At 64.7% G+C, this 23,339-nt stretch carries 15 protein-coding genes; all 15 read left to right on the top strand.

From position 1 onward, the window contains the following. Positions 1-6: 6 nt before the first annotated feature. On the top strand, positions 7-477 hold the full coding sequence (locus ACP7BZ_RS02180) for a DUF1854 domain-containing protein (RefSeq protein ID WP_426110001.1): 471 nt from the start codon (positions 7-9) through the stop codon (positions 475-477). 107 nt (positions 478-584) lie between these two features. Then, on the top strand, positions 585-1,037 hold the full coding sequence (locus tag ACP7BZ_RS02175) for a hypothetical protein (RefSeq protein ID WP_426110000.1): 453 nt from the start codon (positions 585-587) through the stop codon (positions 1,035-1,037). 19 nt (positions 1,038-1,056) lie between these two features. Continuing rightward, complete coding sequence (locus tag ACP7BZ_RS02170) at positions 1,057-3,417, top strand: bifunctional diguanylate cyclase/phosphodiesterase (RefSeq protein WP_426109999.1); 2,361 nt, start codon at positions 1,057-1,059, stop codon at positions 3,415-3,417. 176 nt (positions 3,418-3,593) lie between these two features. Then, a complete protein-coding gene (locus ACP7BZ_RS02165; protein WP_426109998.1) occupies positions 3,594-4,820 on the top strand; it encodes a glycosyltransferase in 1,227 nt (408 codons plus the stop codon). A 193-nt stretch (positions 4,821-5,013) separates the two neighbouring features. Then, positions 5,014-6,153 (top strand): OmpA family protein, encoded by a 1,140-nt coding sequence (locus ACP7BZ_RS02160; protein ID WP_426109997.1) that lies wholly within the window; start codon positions 5,014-5,016, stop codon positions 6,151-6,153. A 185-nt stretch (positions 6,154-6,338) separates the two neighbouring features. Beyond that, positions 6,339-8,924, top strand: coding sequence for an excinuclease ABC subunit A (locus ACP7BZ_RS02155; protein ID WP_426109996.1), 2,586 nt, complete (start codon positions 6,339-6,341; stop codon positions 8,922-8,924). A gap of 66 nt (positions 8,925-8,990) precedes the next feature. Next, complete coding sequence (locus tag ACP7BZ_RS02150; RefSeq protein WP_426109995.1) at positions 8,991-12,476, top strand: response regulator; 3,486 nt, start codon at positions 8,991-8,993, stop codon at positions 12,474-12,476. A 35-nt stretch (positions 12,477-12,511) separates the two neighbouring features. Next, the gene (locus tag ACP7BZ_RS02145; protein ID WP_426110510.1) at positions 12,512-13,300 is read left to right on the top strand and encodes a CheR family methyltransferase; all 789 of its coding nucleotides are present in this window, start codon (positions 12,512-12,514) and stop codon (positions 13,298-13,300) included. Beyond that, positions 13,297-13,965, top strand: a complete 669-nt coding sequence (locus ACP7BZ_RS02140; protein ID WP_426109994.1) for a chemotaxis protein CheB — start codon at positions 13,297-13,299, stop codon at positions 13,963-13,965. Before ACP7BZ_RS02145 ends, ACP7BZ_RS02140 begins: the two co-directional genes overlap by 4 nt. Beyond that, positions 13,962-15,233, top strand: a complete 1,272-nt coding sequence (locus tag ACP7BZ_RS02135) for a hybrid sensor histidine kinase/response regulator (protein WP_426109993.1) — start codon at positions 13,962-13,964, stop codon at positions 15,231-15,233. The genes ACP7BZ_RS02140 and ACP7BZ_RS02135 overlap by 4 nt, the downstream gene beginning before the upstream one ends. Before the next feature lie 322 nt (positions 15,234-15,555). Beyond that, positions 15,556-17,313, top strand: coding sequence for a RecQ family ATP-dependent DNA helicase (locus tag ACP7BZ_RS02130; RefSeq protein ID WP_426109992.1), 1,758 nt, complete (start codon positions 15,556-15,558; stop codon positions 17,311-17,313). A gap of 27 nt (positions 17,314-17,340) precedes the next feature. Continuing rightward, positions 17,341-18,444, top strand: coding sequence for a ligase-associated DNA damage response exonuclease (locus tag ACP7BZ_RS02125; protein WP_426109991.1), 1,104 nt, complete (start codon positions 17,341-17,343; stop codon positions 18,442-18,444). Continuing rightward, complete coding sequence (locus tag ACP7BZ_RS02120; RefSeq protein WP_426109990.1) at positions 18,437-20,116, top strand: ATP-dependent DNA ligase; 1,680 nt, start codon at positions 18,437-18,439, stop codon at positions 20,114-20,116. Before ACP7BZ_RS02125 ends, ACP7BZ_RS02120 begins: the two co-directional genes overlap by 8 nt. A 15-nt stretch (positions 20,117-20,131) precedes the next feature. Beyond that, positions 20,132-22,582 (top strand): ligase-associated DNA damage response DEXH box helicase, encoded by a 2,451-nt coding sequence (locus ACP7BZ_RS02115; RefSeq protein ID WP_426109989.1) that lies wholly within the window; start codon positions 20,132-20,134, stop codon positions 22,580-22,582. After that, the gene (gene pdeM / locus ACP7BZ_RS02110) at positions 22,579-23,229 is read left to right on the top strand and encodes a ligase-associated DNA damage response endonuclease PdeM (RefSeq protein ID WP_426109988.1); all 651 of its coding nucleotides are present in this window, start codon (positions 22,579-22,581) and stop codon (positions 23,227-23,229) included. The genes ACP7BZ_RS02115 and pdeM overlap by 4 nt, the downstream gene beginning before the upstream one ends. The last annotated feature ends 110 nt before the right edge of the window (positions 23,230-23,339 follow it).

The following is a 23,339-nucleotide window of genomic DNA, read 5'->3' as shown; positions in this document are numbered from 1 at the left end:
AATCCCATGGCCACTACATCATTTGACCTGACCCGCGACAGCTTCGGCGTGCTGCACCTGACCACTGCCAGCGGCGACACCTACGCCGGCGTCGCCCCGGTGCGCGCTTTTCCCATCGGCGAGCCGTCCGGTGCCATCGCCATGGTGCAGGGCGACGGCAAGGAAGTGGCATGGATCGATCGCCTCGACGACCTGTTGCCCGCGGTCAGAGACTTGCTGCAGGAAGAACTGGGCAGCCGCGACTTCATGCCCGAAATCGCCCGCATCGTCGACGTCAGCAGTTTTGCCACGCCGTGCACCTGGCAGGTGGCCACCGACCGCGGCGACACCGCCTTCGTGCTCAAGGACGAGGGCGACATCCGCCGCATCGGCGACGCCGCGCTGCTGGTGGCGGACAATCACGGCATCCATTATTTGATCCGCAATATGTTCACCATCGATAAGCACAGCCGCAGGATTCTCGACCGCTTTTTGTAACTCGCGCTAGCCATTCTGGCCCGGCGCAGCTGACGTTTCTGGCATAAACTTGTGCCTGCGACGAAGCGCCGGGGGCCAGGTCGGTGACGCGATGAGGAGAGCGATGGATGAGCCAGCAGCTTAGCGAGGGACTCGACAGCGGGCGGCGCGCGCTTGCCACAGCGGCGCCACCAGCCGCACCGGCCGCGCCGGCGGTCGCCGCGGCCGCATCTGTTCCGGGCGACCACGATCCGGCCAGCGCCACCGTCACCGGCCAGGCCAGCCTGTCGCGCGCCGTCAAGTTGCTCAGTTCCTGCAGCACCGCACTGATGCAGGCGCATACCGAGCAGGAGTTGCTGGCATCGATTTGCGCGCTGGCGGTCGATGTCGCCGGCTATGCGATGGCCTGGGTCGGCTTACCCGATGGCAGTGCCGATTACCTGATCGTGCCGTCCGTGGCGGTCGGCGGCGGCGCCGATCTGGGCCGGCTCGATGCCGCCCTGCGCGCCGCACCGACTGCGGTGCGCACAGCCCACCCGGCGCGGCGGGCGTTTACCAGCGCGCGCGGTCATCATCGATGATGTCCAGGCCGAGCCGTCGATGGCCTTCTGGCACGACCTCGCCGCCGAGCGCGGCTACCACTCGAGTATCGCCTGTCCGCTGTTCGGCGATGACGTGGTGTGCGGCGTACTGTCGATTTACGCGCCCGAGCCGCACGCCTTTAGCACCGCCGAAGTGGCGTTGCTGGAGGAACTGGCCGGCAACCTCGGCTATGGTATCGCCAGCCTGCGCTCGCGCGCCGAGCGGGCCCAGGCCAGGCAGGCCGCGCGGCGTGCCAGCGAGCGGGCCCAGGCCCTGTTGCATTACGCCGGCGACGGCATTTATATTATCGACAGCCACTGCCGCCTGATTGAGGCGAACGACGCCTTTGCCGCCATGCTGGGCTGGCGCCGCGAAGAACTGCTCGGACAACATCTGTGGGACTGGGATGTCGGCAGCGAGCGCAGTCATTTAATGCACACGGTGGCCGAGCTGATGGCCCATCCGCGCAAGGTGCAGCGCGAAACGCTGCACCGGCGCCGCGATGGCGCGCTGGTCGACGTCGAGATCAGCTGCAACGCCATCGCCATCGATGGCGCCACGGTGGTATTTGCCTCGACCCGTGAAATCGGCGCCCGTAAACAGGCCGAGGCGGCGCTGCTGCTCAAGCAGGCCGAGCTCATTGAAAGCGAAACGCGCCACCGCGAGCTGCTGGAAAATCTGCAGACGGCCATCATCGTGCTCGACATCGACTTGCGCGTGGTGTTTAGTAATCCGCGTGCGCGTGCGCTGCTGGGCCTGACCGCGGCGCAGATGCTTGCCATCGATCTGCACAATCCGAGTTACCGCTACATCGACGAACATGGCCGCATCATCGATCCGCTCGACTACCCGGCCAGCCGCGTGCGCGCCAGCGGCGAGCCGGTGCACGGCATGCTGATGGGGGTGGTGCCGGCGCCGCTCAAGCACTTGCCGTCCGCGCCCACCTGGATCCTGGTGTCGGCGTTTCCCGACTTTGCCGCCGATGGCGCGCTGACCCAGATCATTGTCAACTTCGACGACATCAGCGCCCGCCGCCAGGCCGAACAAAAGCTGCAGCACATGGCCTTCTACGATTTGCTGACCGGCTTGCCGAACCGCCGCCTGCTGCTCGAACGGCTCGACAGCGCACTCGCTGCCAGCGCCCGCAGCCGCGCGCATGGCGCGCTGCTGTTCGTCGACCTTGATCGTTTCAAGAGCGTCAATGACTTGCACGGCCATGCGCGTGGCGACCGTCTGCTGATCGAGGTGGCGGCGCGCCTGCGCGCCTGCGTGCGCGGCGGCGACACCGTGGCGCGCCTCGGCGGCGACGAATTCGTGGTGGTGCTGCCGGATCTGGACCAGGGCCTGGAAACGTCGTCGAACCGGGTCGCGCTGATGGCTGAAAAACTGCGCCAGGCGCTCAATGCGCCGTTCGACCTGGGTGGTCTGGTGCACCGCACCTCGCCCAGCATCGGCGCGACCATGTTTTGCGGCGCCGCCGATGGCGCCGACGTGCTACTTCGCCAGGCCGACATCGCCATGTACAAGGCCAAGGATGGCGGCCGCAATACCCTGCGCTTTTTCAGCGCCGCCATGCAGCTGGCGGTCGAAACCCACGCCGCCCTGGAAGCCGATTTGCGCCACGCGGTGCCGACCGGCCAGCTGCACCTGCTCTACCAGATGCAGGTCGACGCCGGCCAGCGCCCGATCGGCGCCGAAGCGCTGGTGCGCTGGGCCCATCCGCTGCGCGGGCTGGTCTCGCCGCTGGAATTTATCGGCATCGCCGAAGAGAGTTCGCTGATCCTCGATATCGGCCAGTGGGTGCTGCAAAGCGCCTGCGCCCAGCTGGCGCGCTGGGCGCAGGTGCCGCAGCTGGCCGGGTTGACGCTGGCCGTCAACGTCAGCGCCCGCCAGTTCCGCGAGCCGTCATTCATCGGCAGCGTCACCGCCGCCCTCGAACGCCACCGCATCGGCGCTGGCCGCCTGAAAATCGAACTGACCGAAACCGTCATCGTCAACGACGTCGATGACGTCGTGCGCAAGATGCACCGGCTGCGGCAGATGGGGGTGGCCCTGTCGATGGACGATTTCGGTACCGGCTACTCGTCGCTGTCGTATCTCAAGCAGCTGCCACTCGACCAGATCAAGATCGACCAGAGTTTTACGCGCGATATGATCAGCGATCCGAATGACGCCGTGATGGTCAAGACCATCATCGACCTGGCGCGCAATTTCCGCCTGCATGTGATTGCCGAAGGGGTCGAGACGATCGAGCAGCTGGCCTTCCTGCGCGCCAATGGCTGCGCCGCTTACCAGGGCTACCTGTTTGGCCGGCCGCTCGCCATCGATGCCTTCGAGGCGCTGGTGCGGCGCCACCAGCAGCATGAAGGCTTAAGTTAAAGAGCGTGGTCCAGCACCGATGCGGACCTGGTAACGATTGCTTGCAATTGGGCGGCACGAATCGGCCGCCGTTGCGGGCCCGCTTGTGTAGACTGGCGTCGTATTGACTTGTCAACAGTCACCACGGCCGTCTTCTTTTAGGATCTGCAATCAGCGCCCACATTCACTTCGTCGTCATGGCCATCGGTTCGGCTGGCGACCTGTTCCCCATGCTGAAAATCGCCCTGGCCCTGCGCACGCGCGGTCACCGCATCAGTTTCCTCGCTCCCGAACAGCATCGCCCGTATGTCGAGCAGGCCGGCCTGGCCTTTCACGGCGTCGCCGTCGATGAGGCGGTGCTCGACGATCCGCGCCTGTGGCATGCGCGCCATGGCTTCGGCGTGGTCTGGCGCGCCACCCGCGGCGTCGCCGCCGCGCTGCTGCCGTTTGTCGAGGCGCTGCCGGTCAGTGAGCCGTGCGTACTGCTGGTCCATCCGCTGGCGCTGGCCGAAGCGGACCTGTGCCGGGCGGCGCGACCGGACATCCGCATCGCCGCCGCTTTTTTGGCGCCATCGAACCTGCCAACGGTCTACGATCCGCTGGTGATGGGGCCGCTGACGGTGCCGCGCTGGGTGCCGCGCGCGGCGCGCCGCTGGTTGTGGCGCCAGCTCGGCCAGCGCCTGCTCGATCCGGTGGTGTTGCCGGGCCTGAACCGCGCGCGCCGCCTGCGCGGCATGCCGCCGCTGCGCAATGCGCTCGGCTACCTGTTTCAGGTTGCCGACCTGTCGCTGGCGCTGTTTCCGGCATGGTTCGGCGCCACCCAGCCGGACTGGCCGCAGCCGCTGCTGCACGCTGAATTTCCCCTCTACGATCCGGACCCCGCAGCGCCATTTTCTGCCGAACTGGTGGCCTTTCTGGCGGCCGGCGAAGCGCCCGTGGTGGTCACCCCCGGCACCGGCAACCGTCAGGCCGCAGCAGTGTTTCGCGCCGCCCTGGAGGCGCTGGTGCAGCAGGGGCGGCGGGCGATTTTTTTGACGCCGTTCGCCAGTCAGCTGCCGGCCGATTTGCCGGCCAGCGTGCTGTGGCAGCCCTATGTGCCGCTACGCAAATTGTTGCCGCACTGCGCCGCTGCCATCCATCATGGCGGCATCGGCACCACCGCAGAGCTACTGCGCGCCGGTCTTCCGCAGATCGTGATACCGTTTGCTCATGATCAGTTCGACAACGGGGCGCGGGTCAGTGCGCTGGGTGTCGGCGCCGTATTGCCGGCGTCGCGTCTGTCGACAGCACGGCTGCAGCACCTGCTCGAGCGTGTCCTGTCTTCGCGCTCAAGTGGCGTGCATGCGCGCGCCATCGCCCACCGCTTCGAGCTTCAAGCTGATCTGGACAGCGTCTGTACTGCGCTGACGCGTCTGCCTTTATAAGCCGGCTTTTGTCGCACACATCACCTTGTTGTTTTTCATGCGAAAGCCATTATTTTTTGTCCGCAATGAGCGCTACCGTACAGAAGCGAAAACGCCAACAAACAATAATGAACTCATCAACCGCGGACGAGATCCGGCTTGACCAACAATGCATAACATTTAATAACATTCAATAACTTTGGAAACTACCACCATGAAACTTGCTAAGAAGCTGTTTTCCCTGACCGCAATCGCCGCGGCTGTCCTGTCGAGCCAGTCGAGCTTCGCTGCCGATGATTTCATCAATCCGGACTGGGCCAACACCGCCTCCTACATCGGCGCTGGCGTCGGTTCGACCCGCGGTTTCATCAACAACGATGACTACTTCCGCGTATTGGGCAGCACCGGCCCGATCAACAGCTTCTCGGAAGACAAAAAAGACATCGGCGCCAAGCTGTTTGTCGGTAAAAACTTCAATCGCTACTTCGCGATGGAACTGAGCTACGTCGACCTCGGCAAATTTGAATACAAGGCCGGCACCTCGAACGGTCGCACCCTGAACCGCAACGTGCAGTTCCGCGGCGGCGCCCTCGACCTGATCGGCACCATCCCAATGAGCGAGCGTTTCTCGGTCTACGGCCGCGTTGGCGGTTCCTACGGCCAGGTGCGTGACGAATACTCGGGCAACGTCGGTCCAGGCGTGACCAGCCAGAACGGCCGCTACAAGTCGGGTAACGTCAAGGCCGGCGTCGGCCTGGAATACAAATTCAGCGAAGCGCTGGCCGTGCGCGGTGAAATCGAGCGTTATCGCATCAAGGATGCACTCGAGCATCGCGGCGACGTGAACTTCGCTTCCGTCTCGCTGGTCTACAAACTCGGTCGCCCAGTTGCCGCACCAGTGGTCTACACCGCACCAGCACCAATGCCAGCACCGGCACCAGTGGCTGAAGTGGTCCAGACCCCGCCACCACCGCCACCAGCACCAGTGGCCGTGTCGGAAAAAGTCTCGTTCGCTGCCGAAGCCCTGTTCGACTTCGACAAGTCGGTCGTCAAGCCTGCTGGCAAAGCAGCACTCGACGATCTGTTGATGAAGCTGCAAGGCATGAACACCGAAGCCATGGTCACCGTCGGCCATACCGATTCGGTCGGTTCGAACGAGTACAACCAGCGCCTGTCGCTGCGGCGTGCTGAAGCCGTCAAGGCCTATCTGGTCTCGAAAGGCGTCGACCAGTCGCGCGTGTTCGTCGAAGGCAAGGGCGAAACCCAGCCAGTTGCGGACAACAAGACCGCCGAAGGCCGCGCCAAGAACCGTCGCGTGACCGTCGAAGTCGTCGGCAGCCGCACCGGCCGTTAATTCGACCAGGCCAGGCGCTGCCGCAAGGTAGCCCTACCAGCCACAAGCCGCCCCGCGCAAGCCGGGCGGCTTTTTGACGTGTCCACGCCAGCGCTGTGACGCGGTGCGCTCTGTGCATCAGCGCACCGAGCAGTCGCGTCATTCGCTGTTTAATACGGGTACCCAGTTCAACAGCGAAGCCCTTCATGTCCGACCCCATCATCAAGCCACGCGACGGTTACGTCACGGTGCGTGGCGCCCGCGAGCACAATCTGAAAAATGTCTCGCTCGATATTCCGCGCGACGCCCTGGTGGTATTTACGGGCGTGTCCGGCTCGGGCAAATCCTCGCTCGCCTTCGGCACCCTGTACGCCGAAGCGCAGCGCCGTTACCTCGAATCGGTGTCGCCCTATGCGCGCCGGCTGTTTCACCAGATGGCGGTGCCGGAAGTGGACGACATCGCCGGCCTGCCACCCGCCGTCGCCCTGCAACAGCAGCGTGGCGGTGCCACCACGCGCTCCTCGGTCGGCAGCGTCAGCACCCTGTCGAACTCGCTGCGCATGCTGTATTCGCGCGCCGGTGATTATCCGGCCGGCCAGGGCCTGCTGTACGCCGAGGCGTTTTCGCCAAACAGCGCCGAAGGCGCCTGTCCCCGCTGCCAGGGCCTGGGCCGCATCTACGAAGTGACGGCGGCATCGATGGTGCCGGACGACCGCTTGACCATCCGCGAGCGCGCGGTGGCGGCCTGGCCGCCGGCGTGGCACGGCCAGAATCTGCGCGACATCCTCACCACGCTGGGCATCGATATCGATACGCCGTGGCGTCGTTTGACGAAAAAGCAGCGTGACTGGATCTTGTTCACCGATGAGCAGCCCACCGTGCCCGTCTACGCCGGCTTTGACCGCGCCGAAGTGCAGGCGGCCATTTCTCGCGGCGACACTCCCAGCTACCAGGGCACATTTACGGGCGCGCGCAACTACGTGCTGCACACTTTTGCCAGCACCACCAGCGCGGCGATGAAAAAACGGGTGGCGCGCTACATGGTGGGCGCCACCTGTCCCGAGTGCGATGGCCGGCGCCTGCAGCGATCGTCGCTGTCGGTGACGTTTGCTGGTCTCGATATCGCCGCCATGTCGGCGCTGCCCCTGGCCAGCCTGGCGGCCCTGTTGCGCCCGCACGCCGATGTCACCCGCGCCGTCACTGCCGCCGATGGACGCCATCCGGAAAAGCGCCTGGTCACCGAGCGCATCGCCGCCGATCTGTGTGCGCGCCTTGACGTGCTGCTGGCGCTGGGCCTCGGTTACCTGGCGCTCGAACGCAGCACGCCAACGCTCTCGCCCGGCGAATTGCAGCGCTTGCGGCTGGCCACCCAGGTGCGCTCGAACCTGTTCGGCGTGGTCTATGTGCTCGACGAACCGTCAGCGGGCCTGCATCCGGCCGATACCGAAGCGCTGCTCGGTGCGCTGGCCCAACTGAAAGCGGCCGGCAATTCGCTGTTCGTCGTCGAGCACGCGCTCGACGTGATCCGCCACGCCGACTGGATCGTCGATGTCGGGCCGGCCGCCGGCGAGCAGGGCGGCCATGTGCTCTACAGCGGTCCGCTGGCGGGACTGCGCCAGGTGGCCGCCTCGCAAACGCGGCGCTTCTTGTTTGATGCCGCGCCACCGCCGCTGCGCACGCCGCGCCAGGCCAGCGACTGGCTGCGCCTGCAAGGGGTCAGCCGCAACAACCTGCAACAGCTGGACGTCGCCTTTCCGCTGGGCCTGCTCACTGCCGTCACCGGTGTGTCCGGCTCCGGCAAGTCGACGCTGGTCAGCCAGGTGCTGGTCGAACTGGTCACGCGCGCACTCGGTCAAGTCGGTAACACCGAACAGACCGACGACGACGACGGCCTGGCAGTGCCGACTGCGCCCCTCGAAGGACGCCTCGCTGACGGGCTCGAACCGCTCACGCGCCTGATCCGGGTCGACCAGAAGCCCATCGGCCGCACCCCGCGCTCCAACCTCGCTACCTACACCGGACTGTTCGACCATGTGCGCAAACTGTTTGCCGCCACCGGCATGGCCAAAGCGAGGAAGTACGATGCCGGCCGTTTTTCCTTCAATGTCGCCAAGGGCCGCTGCGCCCATTGCGATGGCGAAGGCTTGGTGATGGTCGAACTGCTGTTTTTGCCCAGCGTGTATGCGCCATGCCCCACCTGCGGCGGCGCCCGTTACAACGCCAAAACGCTCGAAGTGCAGTACCAGGAGCGCAATATCGCCGAGGTACTGGCAATGACGGTCGATGCGGCGGCGGTGTTTTTTGGTGGCGATGGCGGGGCCGACGCCACCAGCGCCGCCATCGCCCGCGCCCTGGCCATGCTGCGCGAAGTGGGGCTCGGTTATCTGCGCCTGGGGCAGCCGGCCACCGAATTGTCGGGTGGCGAAGCGCAGCGCATCAAGCTGGCCACCGAACTGCAGCGCGCCGCGCGCGGCAATACGCTGTATATCCTCGATGAGCCGACCACCGGCCTGCATCCAGCCGATGTGGAACGCCTGATCGTGCAGCTCGACCGGCTGGTCGAGGCGGGCAACACGGTGGTGCTGGTCGAGCACACGATGGCGGTGGTGGCCGCCTGCGACTGGGTCATCGATATGGGCCCGGGCGCGGGCGATGGCGGCGGCCAGCTGGTGGCACAGGGGCCACCGCGCGCGCTGGCGCAGGCCGCGCACAGCCGCACGGCGCCTTATCTGGCGCGCTATTTGGCCGCCCATCTGGCCCCTCAGTTAAATTCTTCCAAGCAAGCGGCGTAGCCCGTTTGGGGCCTGCGTTTGCGTTAAACTGTGACCACTTTTTCAATTCAATCAACGGTTCCTAGCATGATCGATAACCAGCAGTTTCGCCGCATCCTGGCGCGCAATGTGGCCGTGCCACTGGCCGTCGGCGTGCTCAGCTCGCTGGTATTTGTTGCCATCATTGTCTACCTGATCGATGTGCTGACCTGGGTCGAGCACTCCGAGCGCGTGATCGGCGACGCCAACGAGGTCAGCAAGCTGTCGGCCGAGATGGAAACGGGCATGCGCGGCTTTCTGATTACCAAGGACGAAGTGTTTTTATCGCCCTACAAATCGGCGGCACCGCGCATCGAAGCGCAACTCGACACCCTCATCGATGAGGTCAGCGACAACGCGCCGCAGGTGGCGCGCCTGCGCAAGGTCTATGCGGCGCAAAAATTGTGGGAGCAGTTCGCTTTGCAGGTCATCGATGCGCGCCGCAACGATCAGGACTACCTGACCCTGATCAAGAGCGGGCGCGGACGCGCGCTGACCGATGAAGTGCGCCGCCAGTTCGCCACCTTCCTCGAGATCGAAGAAAAGCTGCTGGTCGAGCGCAACCTGTCGGCCAAGACCACCACCCGCTGGTCGGTCGGCCTGTTCCTGGTCTTTAGCCTGACGCTGGCTGTACTGCTGGCGTATTTTGGGCGGCGCGAGCTGCTGGCATTGTCGACCTCGTACAGCAAGGCAATGGCGCAGCAGGCCGCCCACACGGCGCTGCTGGAAAACCAGGCCTGGTTGCGCGATGGCCAGAGTGCGCTGGCCGACGCCATGGCCGGCCACAATGCCATGGGTGCGCTGGGCCAGGCCACGCTCGACCAGGTCACCCGCCACCTGGGCGGCCTGGTCGCTGCCTTGTATGTGCGCGACGACGATGGGGCGCTGCGCCGCATCGCCACCTACGGCTTTGCCGAAGCGTGGACCGGCCAGAGCCAGGTATTCCAGGCGGGCGAATCGCTGGTCGGGCAGGCCGTGCGCGAAGGGCGCCTGCTGGCGCTCGACGCCTTGCCGGCCGATTACATCAAGGTCACGTCGGGCCTCGGTCGCACGGCGCCGGTGCAATTACTCATTGCGCCGTTTCACAATGAGGGCGTGGTCGCCGGCGTGCTCGAAATCGGCTTTTTGCAGCCGACCGACGCCCGCGACCTGGCCTTTCTCGAACTGATCGGCGCCGGCATCGGCGCGGCGGTGGCGGCGGCGCGCTATCGCCAGCGGCTGCAGGAATCGCTGGCTGAAACCCAGCAGCTCAATGAAGAACTGCAAGTGCAGCAGGAAGAGCTGCGCACCGCCAACGAAGAGCTGGAAGAACAATCGCGCGCGCTGGAAGAATCGCAAAGCCACCTGGAAAATCAGCAGGCCGAATTGGAGCAAACCAACGACCAGCTGGCCGAGCAAGCCATCCACCTCGATGCCCGCAACGTCGCTCTCAACGAAGCGCAGACCGAATTGCGCCAGCGGGCCACCGACCTGGAACGGGCCAGCCGCTACAAGTCGGAATTTTTGGCGAATATGTCGCATGAATTGCGCACGCCGCTGAACAGCTCGCTGATCCTCGCCAAGTTACTGTCCGACAACAGCAAGGGCAATCTGACGGCCGAGCAAGTCAAGTTTGCGCAGACGATTTATTCGGCTGGCAACGATCTGCTCCACCTGATCAATGACATTCTCGATATTTCCAAAGTTGAGGCCGGCAAACTCGAGCTGGTGCTCGAGTCGCTGCCGGTGCGCCGCATGGCCGAGTCGCTGGCGATGACCTTTGAGCCGCTGGCCATGCAAAAGAAATTGCAGTTTCATGTGCAGGTCGAGCCCTCGGTACCAGCGACGGTCTGGAGCGACCGCCAGCGCCTCGAACAGGTGCTGAAAAATCTGCTGTCGAACGCCATCAAGTTCACCGAGGCGGGCCGGGTCACCCTCACCGTGAGCAGCACGCCGGGCGGGCCGCTGCACTTTGTGGTCGAAGATTCCGGCATCGGCATCGCCAGCGAGCAGCAGGCGCAGATTTTCGATGCCTTTCACCAGGCCGATGGCACCACCAGCCGGCGCTTCGGCGGCACCGGCCTGGGCCTGTCGATTTCGCGCGACCTGGCCGCCTTGCTGGGCGGCGAAATTGCCGTCGTCAGCACGCCAGGTCAGGGCAGCGTGTTTACCCTGGTGTTGCCGCGCACCTGCCCGGCCAGCGCTGACGGTGCTGCTGGCGCTGCGGCGGTTCACGAGCCGGCGCCGCGTGCGCCGGTGCCGGCCATCGTGGCCAGCGCTGCCATTGCCGCGGCTGCCGTGCCGCTGCCAGCTGCCAGCGGCGACTACCTCAGCTTCGCCGATGACCGCCACCGTGCTGCCGCCGCCGACGAACGCTCGGTGCTGGTGATCGAAGACGATCCGGCGTTTGCCGATATTCTCTACAAGCTGGCGCGCGAGATGCGCTACCGCTGCCTGGTGGCCTTGACCGGTGCTGAAGGGCTGCAACTGGCTGCCGAACAGGTGCCCGATGCGATACTGCTCGACATGCGCCTGCCCGACCGCTCCGGCCTGTCGGTGCTGCAACTGCTCAAGGACAATCCGGCGACCCGCCACATTCCCGTCCACGTCGTCTCGAGCAACGACAATGGCGGCGAAGCGCTCACCATGGGCGCCATCGGCTACGCCAAGAAGCCCACCACGCGCGACGAGCTCGAGCAAGTCTTCCTCAAGCTGGAAGGCAAATTTACGCAGAAAATCAAGCGCATCCTGCTGGTCGAAGACGATGAACGCCAGCGCGAGAGCGTGGTGGCGCTGATTGCCGACAGCGATGTCGAGATCGCCGCCGTCGGCTCCGGCGAAGAAGCGCTGGCACTGCTGCGCAGCGAAGCGTTCGATTGCATGATCATCGACCTCAAGCTGCCCGACATGCAGGGCAATGAGTTGCTCGAAAAAATGTCGGGCGAGACATTGCAGTCCTTCCCGCCCGTGATTGTCTACACGGGCCGCAACCTGACGCGGGCGGAAGAAGCCGAGCTGCTCAAATATTCGCGTTCGATCATCATCAAGGGTGCCCGTTCTCCCGAGCGCCTGCTCGACGAAGTGACGCTGTTTTTGCACAAGGTCGAGGCCACCCTGTCGACCGAGCGCCAGAGCATGCTGCAAACGGTGCGCGGGCGCGACCGCGTGTTTGAAGGGCGCACCATCTTGCTGGTCGACGATGACATGCGCAATCTGTTTGCGCTCACCGCTGCCCTCGAGCAGCGCGGCGCCAAGGTGGAAATCGGCCGCAATGGCTTTGAAGCGATCGCCAAGCTCGATGAAGTGGCGAATGTCGATGTGGTGTTGATGGACATTATGATGCCGGGCATGGACGGCCTCGAAGCGATGCGCCGCATCCGCGCCGACGGCCGCTTCGACCGCCTGCCGATGATCGCCATTACGGCCAAGGCCATGAAGGACGACCAGGAACAGTGCCTCGCTGCGGGCGCCAATGATTACCTGGCCAAACCGATCGACTTGAACCGCCTGTACTCGCTGTTGCGCGTATGGATGCCTAACCTGGACCGCATTTGAAACCACAGCTGAACGCGCCCGATATCGAATTGCGGATGTTGATCGAAGCGGTCTACCTGCAATACAACTACGATTTCCGCGATTACACGGGCGCTTCGCAAAAGCGCCGCGTGCTGCACGCGCTGCGCGAAATGCATTGTGCGACGATTTCTGAACTGCAAGCGAAGGTGATGCACGATGCGGTGGCGTTTTCCCAGCTGCTGCAGTTTCTGACCATTCCCGTCACCGAAATGTTCCGCGATCCCAGCTTTTATCTGTCGCTGCGCGAACAGGTGCTGCCGTTCCTGAAAACCTACCCGTCGCTGAAGATCTGGGTGGCCGGTTGCAGTACCGGGCAGGAAGTCTATTCGATGGCGATCATGCTGCGCGAAGAAGGCCTGCTCGAACGGGCCATCGTCTACGCCACCGACATCAATCCGCAATCGCTGGAAACGGCGCGACGCGGCGTGTTTCCGCTTGAGCAGATGGCGCTCTACGGCGAGAATTACAAAGCGGGGGGCGGCAAGGGCGAGTTGTCCGACTATTACACCGCTGCGTATGGCGGCGCCCGCTTTGACCAGAGCCTGGTCGATAACGTCACCTTTGCCGACCACAGCCTGTCGACCGATAGCGTGTTTTCCGAGACCCACCTGATCAGCTGCCGCAACGTCATGATCTATTTCAACCGCAAATTGCAGAACCGCGTATTTGGCCTGTTTCACGAGTCGCTCTGTCACCGCGGTTTTCTGGCGCTGGGCAGCAAGGAAAGCGTCGACTTTTCCGACTACGGCGGCCGCTTCGACGCGCTCGACAAGCGCGAACGCATTTACCGGAAGGGCTCATGAAAACCGCCGCGCGGCGCAGTGCCGCCAGCCTGCAGCCCGCTGCCGTGGTGATCGGCGGTTCGGCCGGTGGCGTCGATGCCCTGCTCCATATTCTGAGCACGTTGCCGGCCGCCATGCGGGTGCCGGTCATTTGCATGCTGCACATCCCTGCCAGCCGCGACAGCCGGCTCGCTGCCGTGTTTGCGCCGCGCCTGCCGGTGCCGGTGCGCGAAGCGGCCGACAAGCAGTCGGTCGACGACGCCACCGTGTATTTTGCCGGCCCCGGTTACCACTTGTCGGTCGAGGACGATCATACCTTTTCGCTCAGTTGCGAAGCGCCCGTGCATTTCGCCCGGCCCGCCATCGATGTTTTGATGAGCTCGGCCGCCGATGTGTACGGCGAAGACCTGGTCGGCATCCTGCTCACCGGTGCCAATCACGATGGCGCCGCCGGCATGGCAGCGATCGCCGCGCGCGGTGGCTTTACGGTGGTACAGGATCCGGCCGAAGCGCAAGTTGCCACCATGCCGCGCGCAGCGCTGGCCGCCGTCACCCCCGACCTGGTTCTCAATCTGGCCGGCATCGGCCAGTTATTACGGACCATCACCGTGCGGGCGCCGGCGCCCGGTCAGACCGAACAGCAGACACAGCAGATACCGCAGAACAACCAGGTGGAGAAACCATGAAGGCCGAAGCATTGAGCAAAGTGTTGATCGTTGATGACCTGGCCGACAATTTGCAGGCGCTCGACGCCCTGATCCGCGACGAGCAGCGCACCATCTTTCACGCCGCTTCCGGCGAGCAGGCGCTGCAGTTGCTGCTCGAACACGAGTTCGCGCTCGCCATTCTCGATGTGCAAATGCCCGGCATGGATGGCTTTGAACTGGCCGAGCTGATGCGTGGGACCGAGCGCACCCGCCACATTCCCATCGTGTTTACCAGCGCTGCCGGGCGCGAACTCAATTACGCCTTCAAGGGCTATGAATCGGGCGCCGTCGATTTTCTGTACAAGCCGCTCGACAGCGATGCCGTGCGCAGCAAGGTCAATGTGTTTGTCGCACTCGACCAGCAGCGCCACGAACGCCTGCGACAGATCGCTGCGATCGAGCAAAGCCGCCGTGAACAGCAAGCCTTGCTGGAAGAGCTGAGCGCGACCCAGGCTGAACTGCAGCGCTCGCTGCGCATGCGCGACGATTTCATGTCGCTGGTGGCGCACGAATTGCGCACGCCCTTGAACACCCTGTTCCTGGAAAGCCAGATGCGCATGCTGCAACTGCAGCGTGGCAACATTGCAGCGCTGGGCCCGGATCGCTTGCCCGCCATGATCGCCCGCGACCAGCGCCAAATCCAGTCGATGATCCGGCTGATTGACGACATGCTCGACGTCTCGCGCATCCGCAGCGGTCGCCTGTCGATCCGGCCCACCCATTTTGAGCTGATGGCCCTGCTCAAACGGGTGGTCAGCGATCTGTCGCTGCAGGCCGGTGGCTATGGCACCACCATCACGCTGGCCCCGCACGCCGCCATCGAAGGGCGCTGGGATGAGTTTCGCATCGAACAGGTGATCATCAATCTGCTGACCAATGCCCTGCGTTATGGCAATGGCCAGCCGGTCGAGGTGCTGGTGGAGGGCGAAGGTGATCAGGTGCGCATCGATGTCATCGATGGCGGGCAAGGCATTGTTGAAGCCGATCAAAGGCGCATCTTCGAGCCGTTCGAACGGGGCGACAGCGGCAAAGAGGTCAAGGGACTCGGTCTCGGACTGGCTATTTCGCGCCAGCTGGCCGAAGCGCATGGCGGCGCACTGACGGTGGCCAGCGACGGCATCAAAGGTTCGGTGTTCAGTGTGGTGCTGCCGCTATTTTCCAGCGACGATACCAGTGCCAATCTGGCGGTGGCGCAAGTGACAGCGCAGGAAGCTGCCCTGCAGCGCCCTGGAGAAAGGCGTGCTTAATGAACGAACAGGGAAGCGCCGCGCAACAGATCGGTGCTGCATACCACGTACGCCGAGGCGCCGGCGAGCACAAGCTGCAAACTGGTCCAGGTGACAGAGATCTTGTTCATGGTGTTGCTCCTAATTACTGTGTGGGCTTCTTCGATGACTTCATGATAGACAAAGTGTATCCATAAGGCATCAGATTGCGGAGCGTCGTGGTGTAGGACAAGCACTTGCTCAGGTCGTCGACCGCGGGCTGGAAGGCCCTGCCAATGTTCCTACCGCAGCACTGCTTGCCGTCCTATAGCGGTCGGGCGAGAGCCCCCCTACAGTTGCGGCTATGACCAAACACCACCCCCCATTGATGCGCGCGGGCATGCGCGCCACGCGTGGCCGCTCGATCGGCAAACTGTTGCGCAGCGTATTTCATATGCAGCGCTTGCGCGGCGGCCAGCAGGATGTGATCGACTGTGTCCTCGACGGCAAGGACACGCTCGCCATCATGCCGACCGGCAGCGGCAAATCGCTGTGTTACCAGGTTCCCGCCAAGCTGCTCGACGGCATCACCATCGTTGTTTCTCCGCTGTTCTCGCTGATGAAGGACCAGACTGAAAAGCTGTTGCAACTGGGCGTACCGGCGGTGCAGGTAAACAGTGCGCTAACGGCCGACGAGCAGCGCGCCGCCGTCGGTGGCATCAGGCAAGGGCGCCACGACATCGTCTTTTGCACGCCTGAGCGCTTTGCCCAGGCCGCCTTCGTCGAGGTCTTCAAGCAAGTCCAGATTGCCCTGGTGGTGATCGATGAAGCCCATTGCATTTTCCAGTGGGGCCATGATTTCCGCCCAGCCTACCTGGAACTGGCGGCATCGATGGCGGCGCTGGGCCGGCCGCCCCTGCTGGCGCTGACCGCCACCGCCACCGACGCGGTGGTGGCCGACATCGAACGGCAACTGAACCGCAAGCGCCTGCATGTGATCAATACCGGCATCTACCGCGCCAACCTCCATTACGCCGTGCGCCAGGTCAGCAATGACGGCGAACGCTTCGACCAGGCGCTGGCGCTGGTGCGCGCCACGGCCGGGGTCGGTATCGTTTATGCTGCCACCGTCAAGGCGGCCGAAGCCATGCACCGCCACTTGCAGGACAGTGGCGAGAGCGTCTCGATTTATCACGGCAAGCTGCCGGCGAGGCAGCGCAAGGCCAACCAGGATGCCTTCATGGGCGGCAGCTGCCGCGTGATGGTGGCCACCAACGCCTTCGGCATGGGCATCGACAAGCCCGACACCCGCTTCGTCGTGCACCTGCAGCTGCCGGCCAACCTGGCAGCGTATTACCAGGAGTCGGGCCGCGCCGGCCGCGATGGCGAAGCGGCCAGCTGCACCTTGCTGTACCTGGCCGATGACCGGCGCCTCCAGCAGTTTTTCCTGGTCAAATCCTACCCGACGGCGGCCGAGCTGCTGGCCACCTACCGCAGTGCGGCCGCGCTGCTGGAGGACGGCGCCGTCACTGCTGCGCGACTGCAGGCGGCGCGCGGCGAACTGGCGGCGGGCAAGCTGAGAATCTGCCTCAAGCTGCTCAAGGATGGCGGCCTGCTGCGGCAAAACCGCGCCTTGCACTATTTGCCGGGCAGGGCGCAGCCGGCCGACGCCCGGTTCGACGAGCTGGCCGGGGTCTACGCCGACAAGCACGCGCGCGATCGCCAGACGCTGCAAGAGATGGTCGATTACGCCGTCTCCGGTTACTGCCGCTGGAAGCTGCTGCTCGATTATTTTGCCGATGACGTCGACGGCTTCGAGCGCTGCTGCCAGTGCGGCAATTGCCGCAATCCGCCCGCTGCCAGCGTTGCCGTTGACGCCATCTGCGACGATGGGTTCGGCCGCACAAGCGGCCCGACTTTGACCCTGCCTTTTGCCGTCGGCGCCGCCGTATGTGTGCCCAAATATGCGCAAGGGATGGTACAGTCGATCGCCGGCGAAGAGGTCACCATCGTCTTTCCCGACCGGGTGGCGCGCACTTTTATGGCCGGCTATGTAACGCCAGTCACACCGGTCACACCGGTCACACCGGTCAGCCTCGTTTCACCGGCTTCTCCCGTATAAAAGTAAAAGGCAAGTAAAAGGCGCGGCATGGCAGGCAGTCATTCGAACGACATGGTGGTAGTGAGGAAGGAAGGCCTGTACTGCGTGCCGGGCGATTTTTATATCGACCCGTGGCGCCCGGTGCCGCGCGCGGTGATCACCCATGCCCACGGCGACCACGCGCGGGTCGGTCACGGCCACTACCTGGCGGCCGACGCCGGCGTCAACATCTTAAAATCGCGCCTGGGACAGGATATTCACATCGATGGCCTGGCCTATGGCCGTAGCGTGCAGCACAATGGGGTCGCCATTTCGCTGCACCCGGCCGGCCACGTGCTCGGTTCGGCCCAGGTCCGGATCGAACACCGCGGCGAAGTGTGGGTCGCTTCGGGCGACTACAAGGTCGAGCCGGACCGCACCTGCGCGCCGTTCGAAGCGGTACGCTGCGATACCTTTATTACCGAATCGACCTTCGGTTTGCCGATCTACCGCTGGCAAGCGCAGCAATCCATTTTTGACGACATCAATGCCTGGTGGCGCAGCAACGCCGCCGCCGGCCGCTGCAGCGTGGTGTTCGCCTACAGCTTTGGCAAGGCCCAGCGCATCCTCTCGGGCCTCGATCCCAGCATCGGCGCCATCGTCTGCCACGGCTCGGCCGAGCCGCTCAACCGCGTCTACCGCGCCAGCGGGGTGGCGCTGCCGCCCACCTGCCTGGTGACCGACATCGACAAGGCCGCTTTGCGCAGCGCTATCGTGATTGCGCCACCATCGGCGGGCGGCTCGACCTGGATGCGCCGCTTCGGCGATTACAGCGACGCGTTTGCCAGCGGCTGGATGCTGCTGCGCGGCGCGCGCCGCCGGCGCGGAGTCGACCGCGGCTTCGTGCTGTCCGACCACGCCGACTGGCCCGGCTTGATGACGGCAATTGCCGCCACCGGCGCGCCGCGCGTGATCGTCACCCACGGCTCGATTCCCACCATGGTGCGCTATCTGCGCGGGATCGGGCTGGACGCTTCCGGCTTCGACACCGAATATGGCGACGACGAAGCCGATGAGCGCGCCGCCGAAGCGGCGGCGGCGGCGCCGGTGGCTGACACTGTCGCCGCTGTCGACCCTGCTGCGCCGGCGGCCGCTGGAGCCGGCGATGCGTGAATTTGCCCGCCTCTACGGCGCGCTCGACGACACCACCGCCACCAACCGCAAGCTCGACGCCCTGCAGCAGTATTTCAGCAGCGCAGCGCCGGAAAACGCTGCCTGGGCCGTGTATTTTCTCGCCGGTGGCAAGCCGCGCCAAGCGGTGCCGACCAAGCTGCTGCGCCAGTTCGCGGTTCAATACGCGGCGATCGATGACTGGCTGTTCGACGAGTGTTACCACGCGGTGGGCGACCTGGCCGAGACCATCGCCCACATCCTGCCGCCCCCCAAGGCCACCAGCGACATCGGCCTGGCCGAGTGGATGGAGCAGCGCATCGGTCCCCTGCGCGGCGCCGATCCGGCCACCATTGGCGCGGCGATGACGCGCTTCTGGGACGAGCTAGAAACGGCCGAGCGCTTTTTGCTGGTCAAACTCATTGGCGGCGGCTTTCGGGTCGGCGTCTCCAAGCTGCTGGTCACGCGCGCGCTGGCCACCATCGCTGCGGTCGACGCCAAGCTGATTGCCCAGCGTCTGATGGGCTGGACCGATGGCAGCGTGCGTCCCACTGCTGCGGGCTTTTTGCGCCTGATTGCGGCGCAGTCCGACAGCGAACAGCAGCAGCGCGGCGGCCACCCGTATCCGTTTTTTCTGGCGCACCCGCTGCAAGCCGATCCCGCCAGCCTCGGCGCCATCGGCGACTGGCAGATCGAATGGAAGTACGACGGCATCCGCGCCCAGCTGGTGCGGCGCGATGGCCAGAATTTTTTATGGTCGCGCGGCGAGGAATTGATTACCGAGCGCTTTCCCGAACTGGCGGCCCTGCGCCTGTCCGAGGGCACCGTCATCGATGGCGAAATCCTTATCTGGCAGCCAGGTGCCGACGGCCCGGCGCCGTTCGCCGATCTGCAAAAGCGTATCGGCCGCAAGAGCGTATCGGTCAAGCTGATGGGCGAGCTGCCGGCGGTGCTGGTCGCCTACGATTTATTGGAGGAGGCCGCGGTCGATCTGCGCGAGCTGCCGCAGCGCGAACGCAGGACGCTGCTCGAAGCGTGCGTGAGGTCGGTTTCGGCGGCGGCGGCGCAGGCGCCCTTAAAACTGTCGCCGCTAATCGTTGCGGCCGACTGGGGGCAGCTGGCCATGCTGCGCGGCGAGTCGCGCGCGCGCGGCGTCGAGGGCATGATGGTCAAGGCTGGCGGCGCCCAGTATGGCGTCGGCCGCACCAAGAACGTTGGCACCTGGTGGAAGTGGAAGATCGACCCTTACAGTATCGATGCCGTGCTCATTTATGCGCAGGCCGGGCACGGGCGCCGCGCGTCGCTCTACACCGATTACACCTTCGCCGTGTGGGATGTCGATGACGCCGGCGAGCGCCGCCTGGTGCCATTCGCCAAAGCGTATTCGGGGCTGACCGATGCCGAAATCGCCGTGGTCGATCAAGTCATCCGCAAGACCACGGTGGAAAAATTCGGCCCGGTGCGCAGTGTCAAGCCGACCATGGTGTTCGAGATTGGCTTCGAGGGCATCGGCGCGTCGCCCCGTCACAAGGCGGGCATCGCGGTGCGCTTTCCGCGCATTTTGCGCAAGCGCGATGACAAGCCGGTCGAGCAGGCCGATACCCTCGACACCTTGAAGGGCCTGCTGGCGGCGGCGGTCACCCCGTCCGACCCTGCCGTCCTGGACGAATTCTAGATGGCGAAAAGTGCCATGGCCACTCGCGTCGATGCCTGGTTTTCCAGCCGCGGCTGGAAGGTGTTTGCGTTCCAGCGCGCGGTCTGGAAGGCCGCCGTGGCAGGCCAGTCAGGGCTGCTGCACGCCAACACCGGTTCCGGTAAAACCTACGCGGTGTGGTTCGCGGCGCTGCTGCGCGGGGCGCTGGCAAACCGCCGCAAACAAAGCGGCTTGCAAGTGTTGTGGATCACGCCGATGCGGGCGCTGGCGGCCGACACCCTGCGCGCACTGGAACAGTCGGCGGCTGAACTTTCGCCCGGCTGGACGGTAGGTGCACGCACCGGCGACACCGGCGCCGCCGAGCGCGCGCGCCAGAGCCGCAAGCTGCCCTCAGCTCTGGTGACGACGCCGGAGAGCCTGTCGCTGTTACTCAGTCACGCGCAGGCGCAGGCGCAGTTCGCCAGCCTGGACATGATCATCATCGATGAGTGGCACGAGCTGATGGCCTCCAAGCGCGGCGTGCAGGTGCAGCTGGCGCTGGCCCGCCTGCGCCGCTGGAATCCGCAACTGGTGGTGTGGGCGCTGTCGGCCACCATGGGCAATCTGGATGAAGCGCGCGCCGTGCTGCTGGGCGAAGGGCAGGGCGTGCTGGTGGAAGGCGACCTGAAAAAACAGATCGTGGTCGACTCGCTGGTGCCGGCCAATGTGTCGCGCTTCCCGTGGGGCGGCCACCTGGGCTTACAGATGCTGCAGCCGGTGATCGACGAGATCGAGCAGTTCAATGCCACCCTGGTGTTTACCAATACCCGTTCGCAGTCGGAGATCTGGTACCAGAACATTATCGATGCGCGGCCCGACTGGGCTGGCCTGATCGCCCTCCATCACGGCTCGCTCGACCGCTCGGTGCGCGACTGGGTGGAAATGGGCCTCAAACAGGGCCAGCTCAAGGCGGTCATCTGCACCGCCAGCCTCGATCTGGGCGTCGATTTTTTGCCGGTCGAGCGGGTGCTGCAAATCGGTAGCGCCAAGGGCATCGCCCGCCTGCTGCAGCGCGCGGGCCGCAGCGGCCACGCGCCGGGACGCGTCTCGCGCGTCACCCTGGTGCCGACCAACAGCCTGGAAATCCTCGAGGCGGCCGGCGCCAAGGCGGCGGTGGCAGCGCGCCGCATCGAAGGGCGGCCGGTGCCCGACAAGCCGTTCGACGTGCTGGTGCAGCACCTGGTGACGGTGGCGCTGGGCGGCGGCTTCGAGCCGGTGGCCATGCTGGCCGAGGTGCGCAGCAGCTGGTCGTACCGCCATTTGACTGATGCCCAATGGCAGTGGGCGCTCGACTTTGTCGCCCGCGGTGGCCAGAGCCTGACCGTCTATCCGGAATACCGGCGCGTGCTGGCCGACGAACAGGGGATCTACCGTGTGCCTGACGCCACCATCGGCCGCCGCCACCGCATGGGCATCGGCACCATCGTCTCCGATTCGAACATGCAGGTGAAGTATATGAGCGGCGGCCGCATCGGCAGCGTCGAAGAGTCGTTCATTTCGCGCCTGAAGGCGGGCGACTATTTTCTGTTCGGCGGACGCATGCTCGAATTCGTCCGCGTCAATGAGATGACGGCGTTCGTCAAGCGGGCCACCGGTAACAAGAAGGGCGCCGTCACCCGCTGGGCTGGCGCCAAGATGCCACTGTCGTCGGAACTGGCGCACGCCGCGCTCGAGCAGCTGCGGCTGGCCTCACTGGGCCAGTTCATCGGTCCCGAGATGCAAGCCTTAAAGCCGCTGATCGACATCCAGCAGGCGTGGTCGGCGCTGCCCACCAGTGCCACCCTGGTGCTCGAAGCGCTGCGCAGCCGTGAGGGATATCACCTGTTCGTCTACCCGTTCGCCGGCCGCTCGGTGCACACGGGGCTGGCCGCGCTGCTCGCGTACCGGGTCGGTAAAATTGCGCCGATGACCTTTTCGATCGCCGTCAACGATTACGGCTTCGAGCTGCTGGCGGCCGAGCCGGTCGACTGGCGCAGCCTGTTCGCCGGTGCCAGCGGTGCCGATGTGGCGCTGCTGTCGACCAGCGGCCTGTTAGAGGATGTGCTGGCCAGTTTGAATGCCAGCCAGCTGTCGCAGCAGCGCTTTCGCGAAGTGGCGCGCATCGCCGGGCTGATCTTCCAGGGCTATCCGGGCCAGCCGAAAAGCACGCGGCAAATCCAGGCATCGTCGTCGCTGTTTTTCGAGGTGTTTCGCAAGCACGATGCAGGTAACCTGCTGCTTGGCCAGGCCCAGCGCGAAGTGATGGAACAGGAGCTCGAACTGAGCCGCCTGCGCGAGACGCTCGATGAACTGCACGGCCGCCAGCTCGCCTACTGCGACATCAAGCGCGCCACGCCGTTCGGCTTTGCGCTGATGGTCGAACGCTTTCGCGAAAAGGTCAGTACCGAAAAGCTGTCGGAACGGGTGGCGCGCATGCTGCGCGAACTGGAAAAGGCGGCCCAGCCTTGAGCGAGAAAATCATTGTTGTCGCTGGCGAGACGGTGCACCTGCTGGCGCAAAAGGCACTGTACTGGCCGGCTGCGCACATGCTGGTCATCGCGGATATCCATTTTGGCAAGGCGGCGTCGTTCCGCGCGGCCGGTGTGCCGGTGCCGCGTGGCACCACCAGCCAAAACCTGGCGGCGCTCGACGCCCTGATGGCGCTCCACGACATTCGTCACATCATGTTTCTCGGCGACTTTTTGCATGCGCGCGCGGCCCATGCAAGCGCCACCGTGGCCGCCATGCTGGCCTGGCGCCAGCGCCACCCGCACTTGCAGTTGACCCTGGTGCGCGGCAATCACGACCGCCATGCGGGCGATCCCGCTGCCAGCCTGCAGATCGAGATGGTCGACGAACCGTTTGCGATGGCACCGTTTGCCTTCTGTCATCATCCGGATATCGCCACCGCAGGCTATGCGCTGGCCGGCCACATTCACCCCAGCTACCGGCTGGCAACGCGCTTCGACTCGCTACGCCTGCCATGCTTCGTGGTGGGGCCGCAACGGCTGATCCTGCCCTCATTCGGCGCGTTTACGGGCGGCTTTTTGATTGCCCCGGCAGCGGGCGACGCCATTTATGTCAGTTCGGGCGAGGCAGTCCACTTGGTGCGCTAGCGTACGGACTTTTCTTTCAGGCAAGAGTAACTTGCCCTAATCGTTGTGCATGCTGCAGCGCCGCTGAACCGTTCAAGGAGAACATCATCAAAACCAATAACAATCTGCTC

It is taken from the genome of Massilia sp. PWRC2 (assembly GCF_049896725.1).
Taxonomy (GTDB): domain Bacteria; phylum Pseudomonadota; class Gammaproteobacteria; order Burkholderiales; family Burkholderiaceae_D; genus JAFCUW01.
The sequence above is the reverse complement of the archived record's forward strand: the minus strand, read 5'-3'. Positions and strand labels throughout refer to the sequence as shown.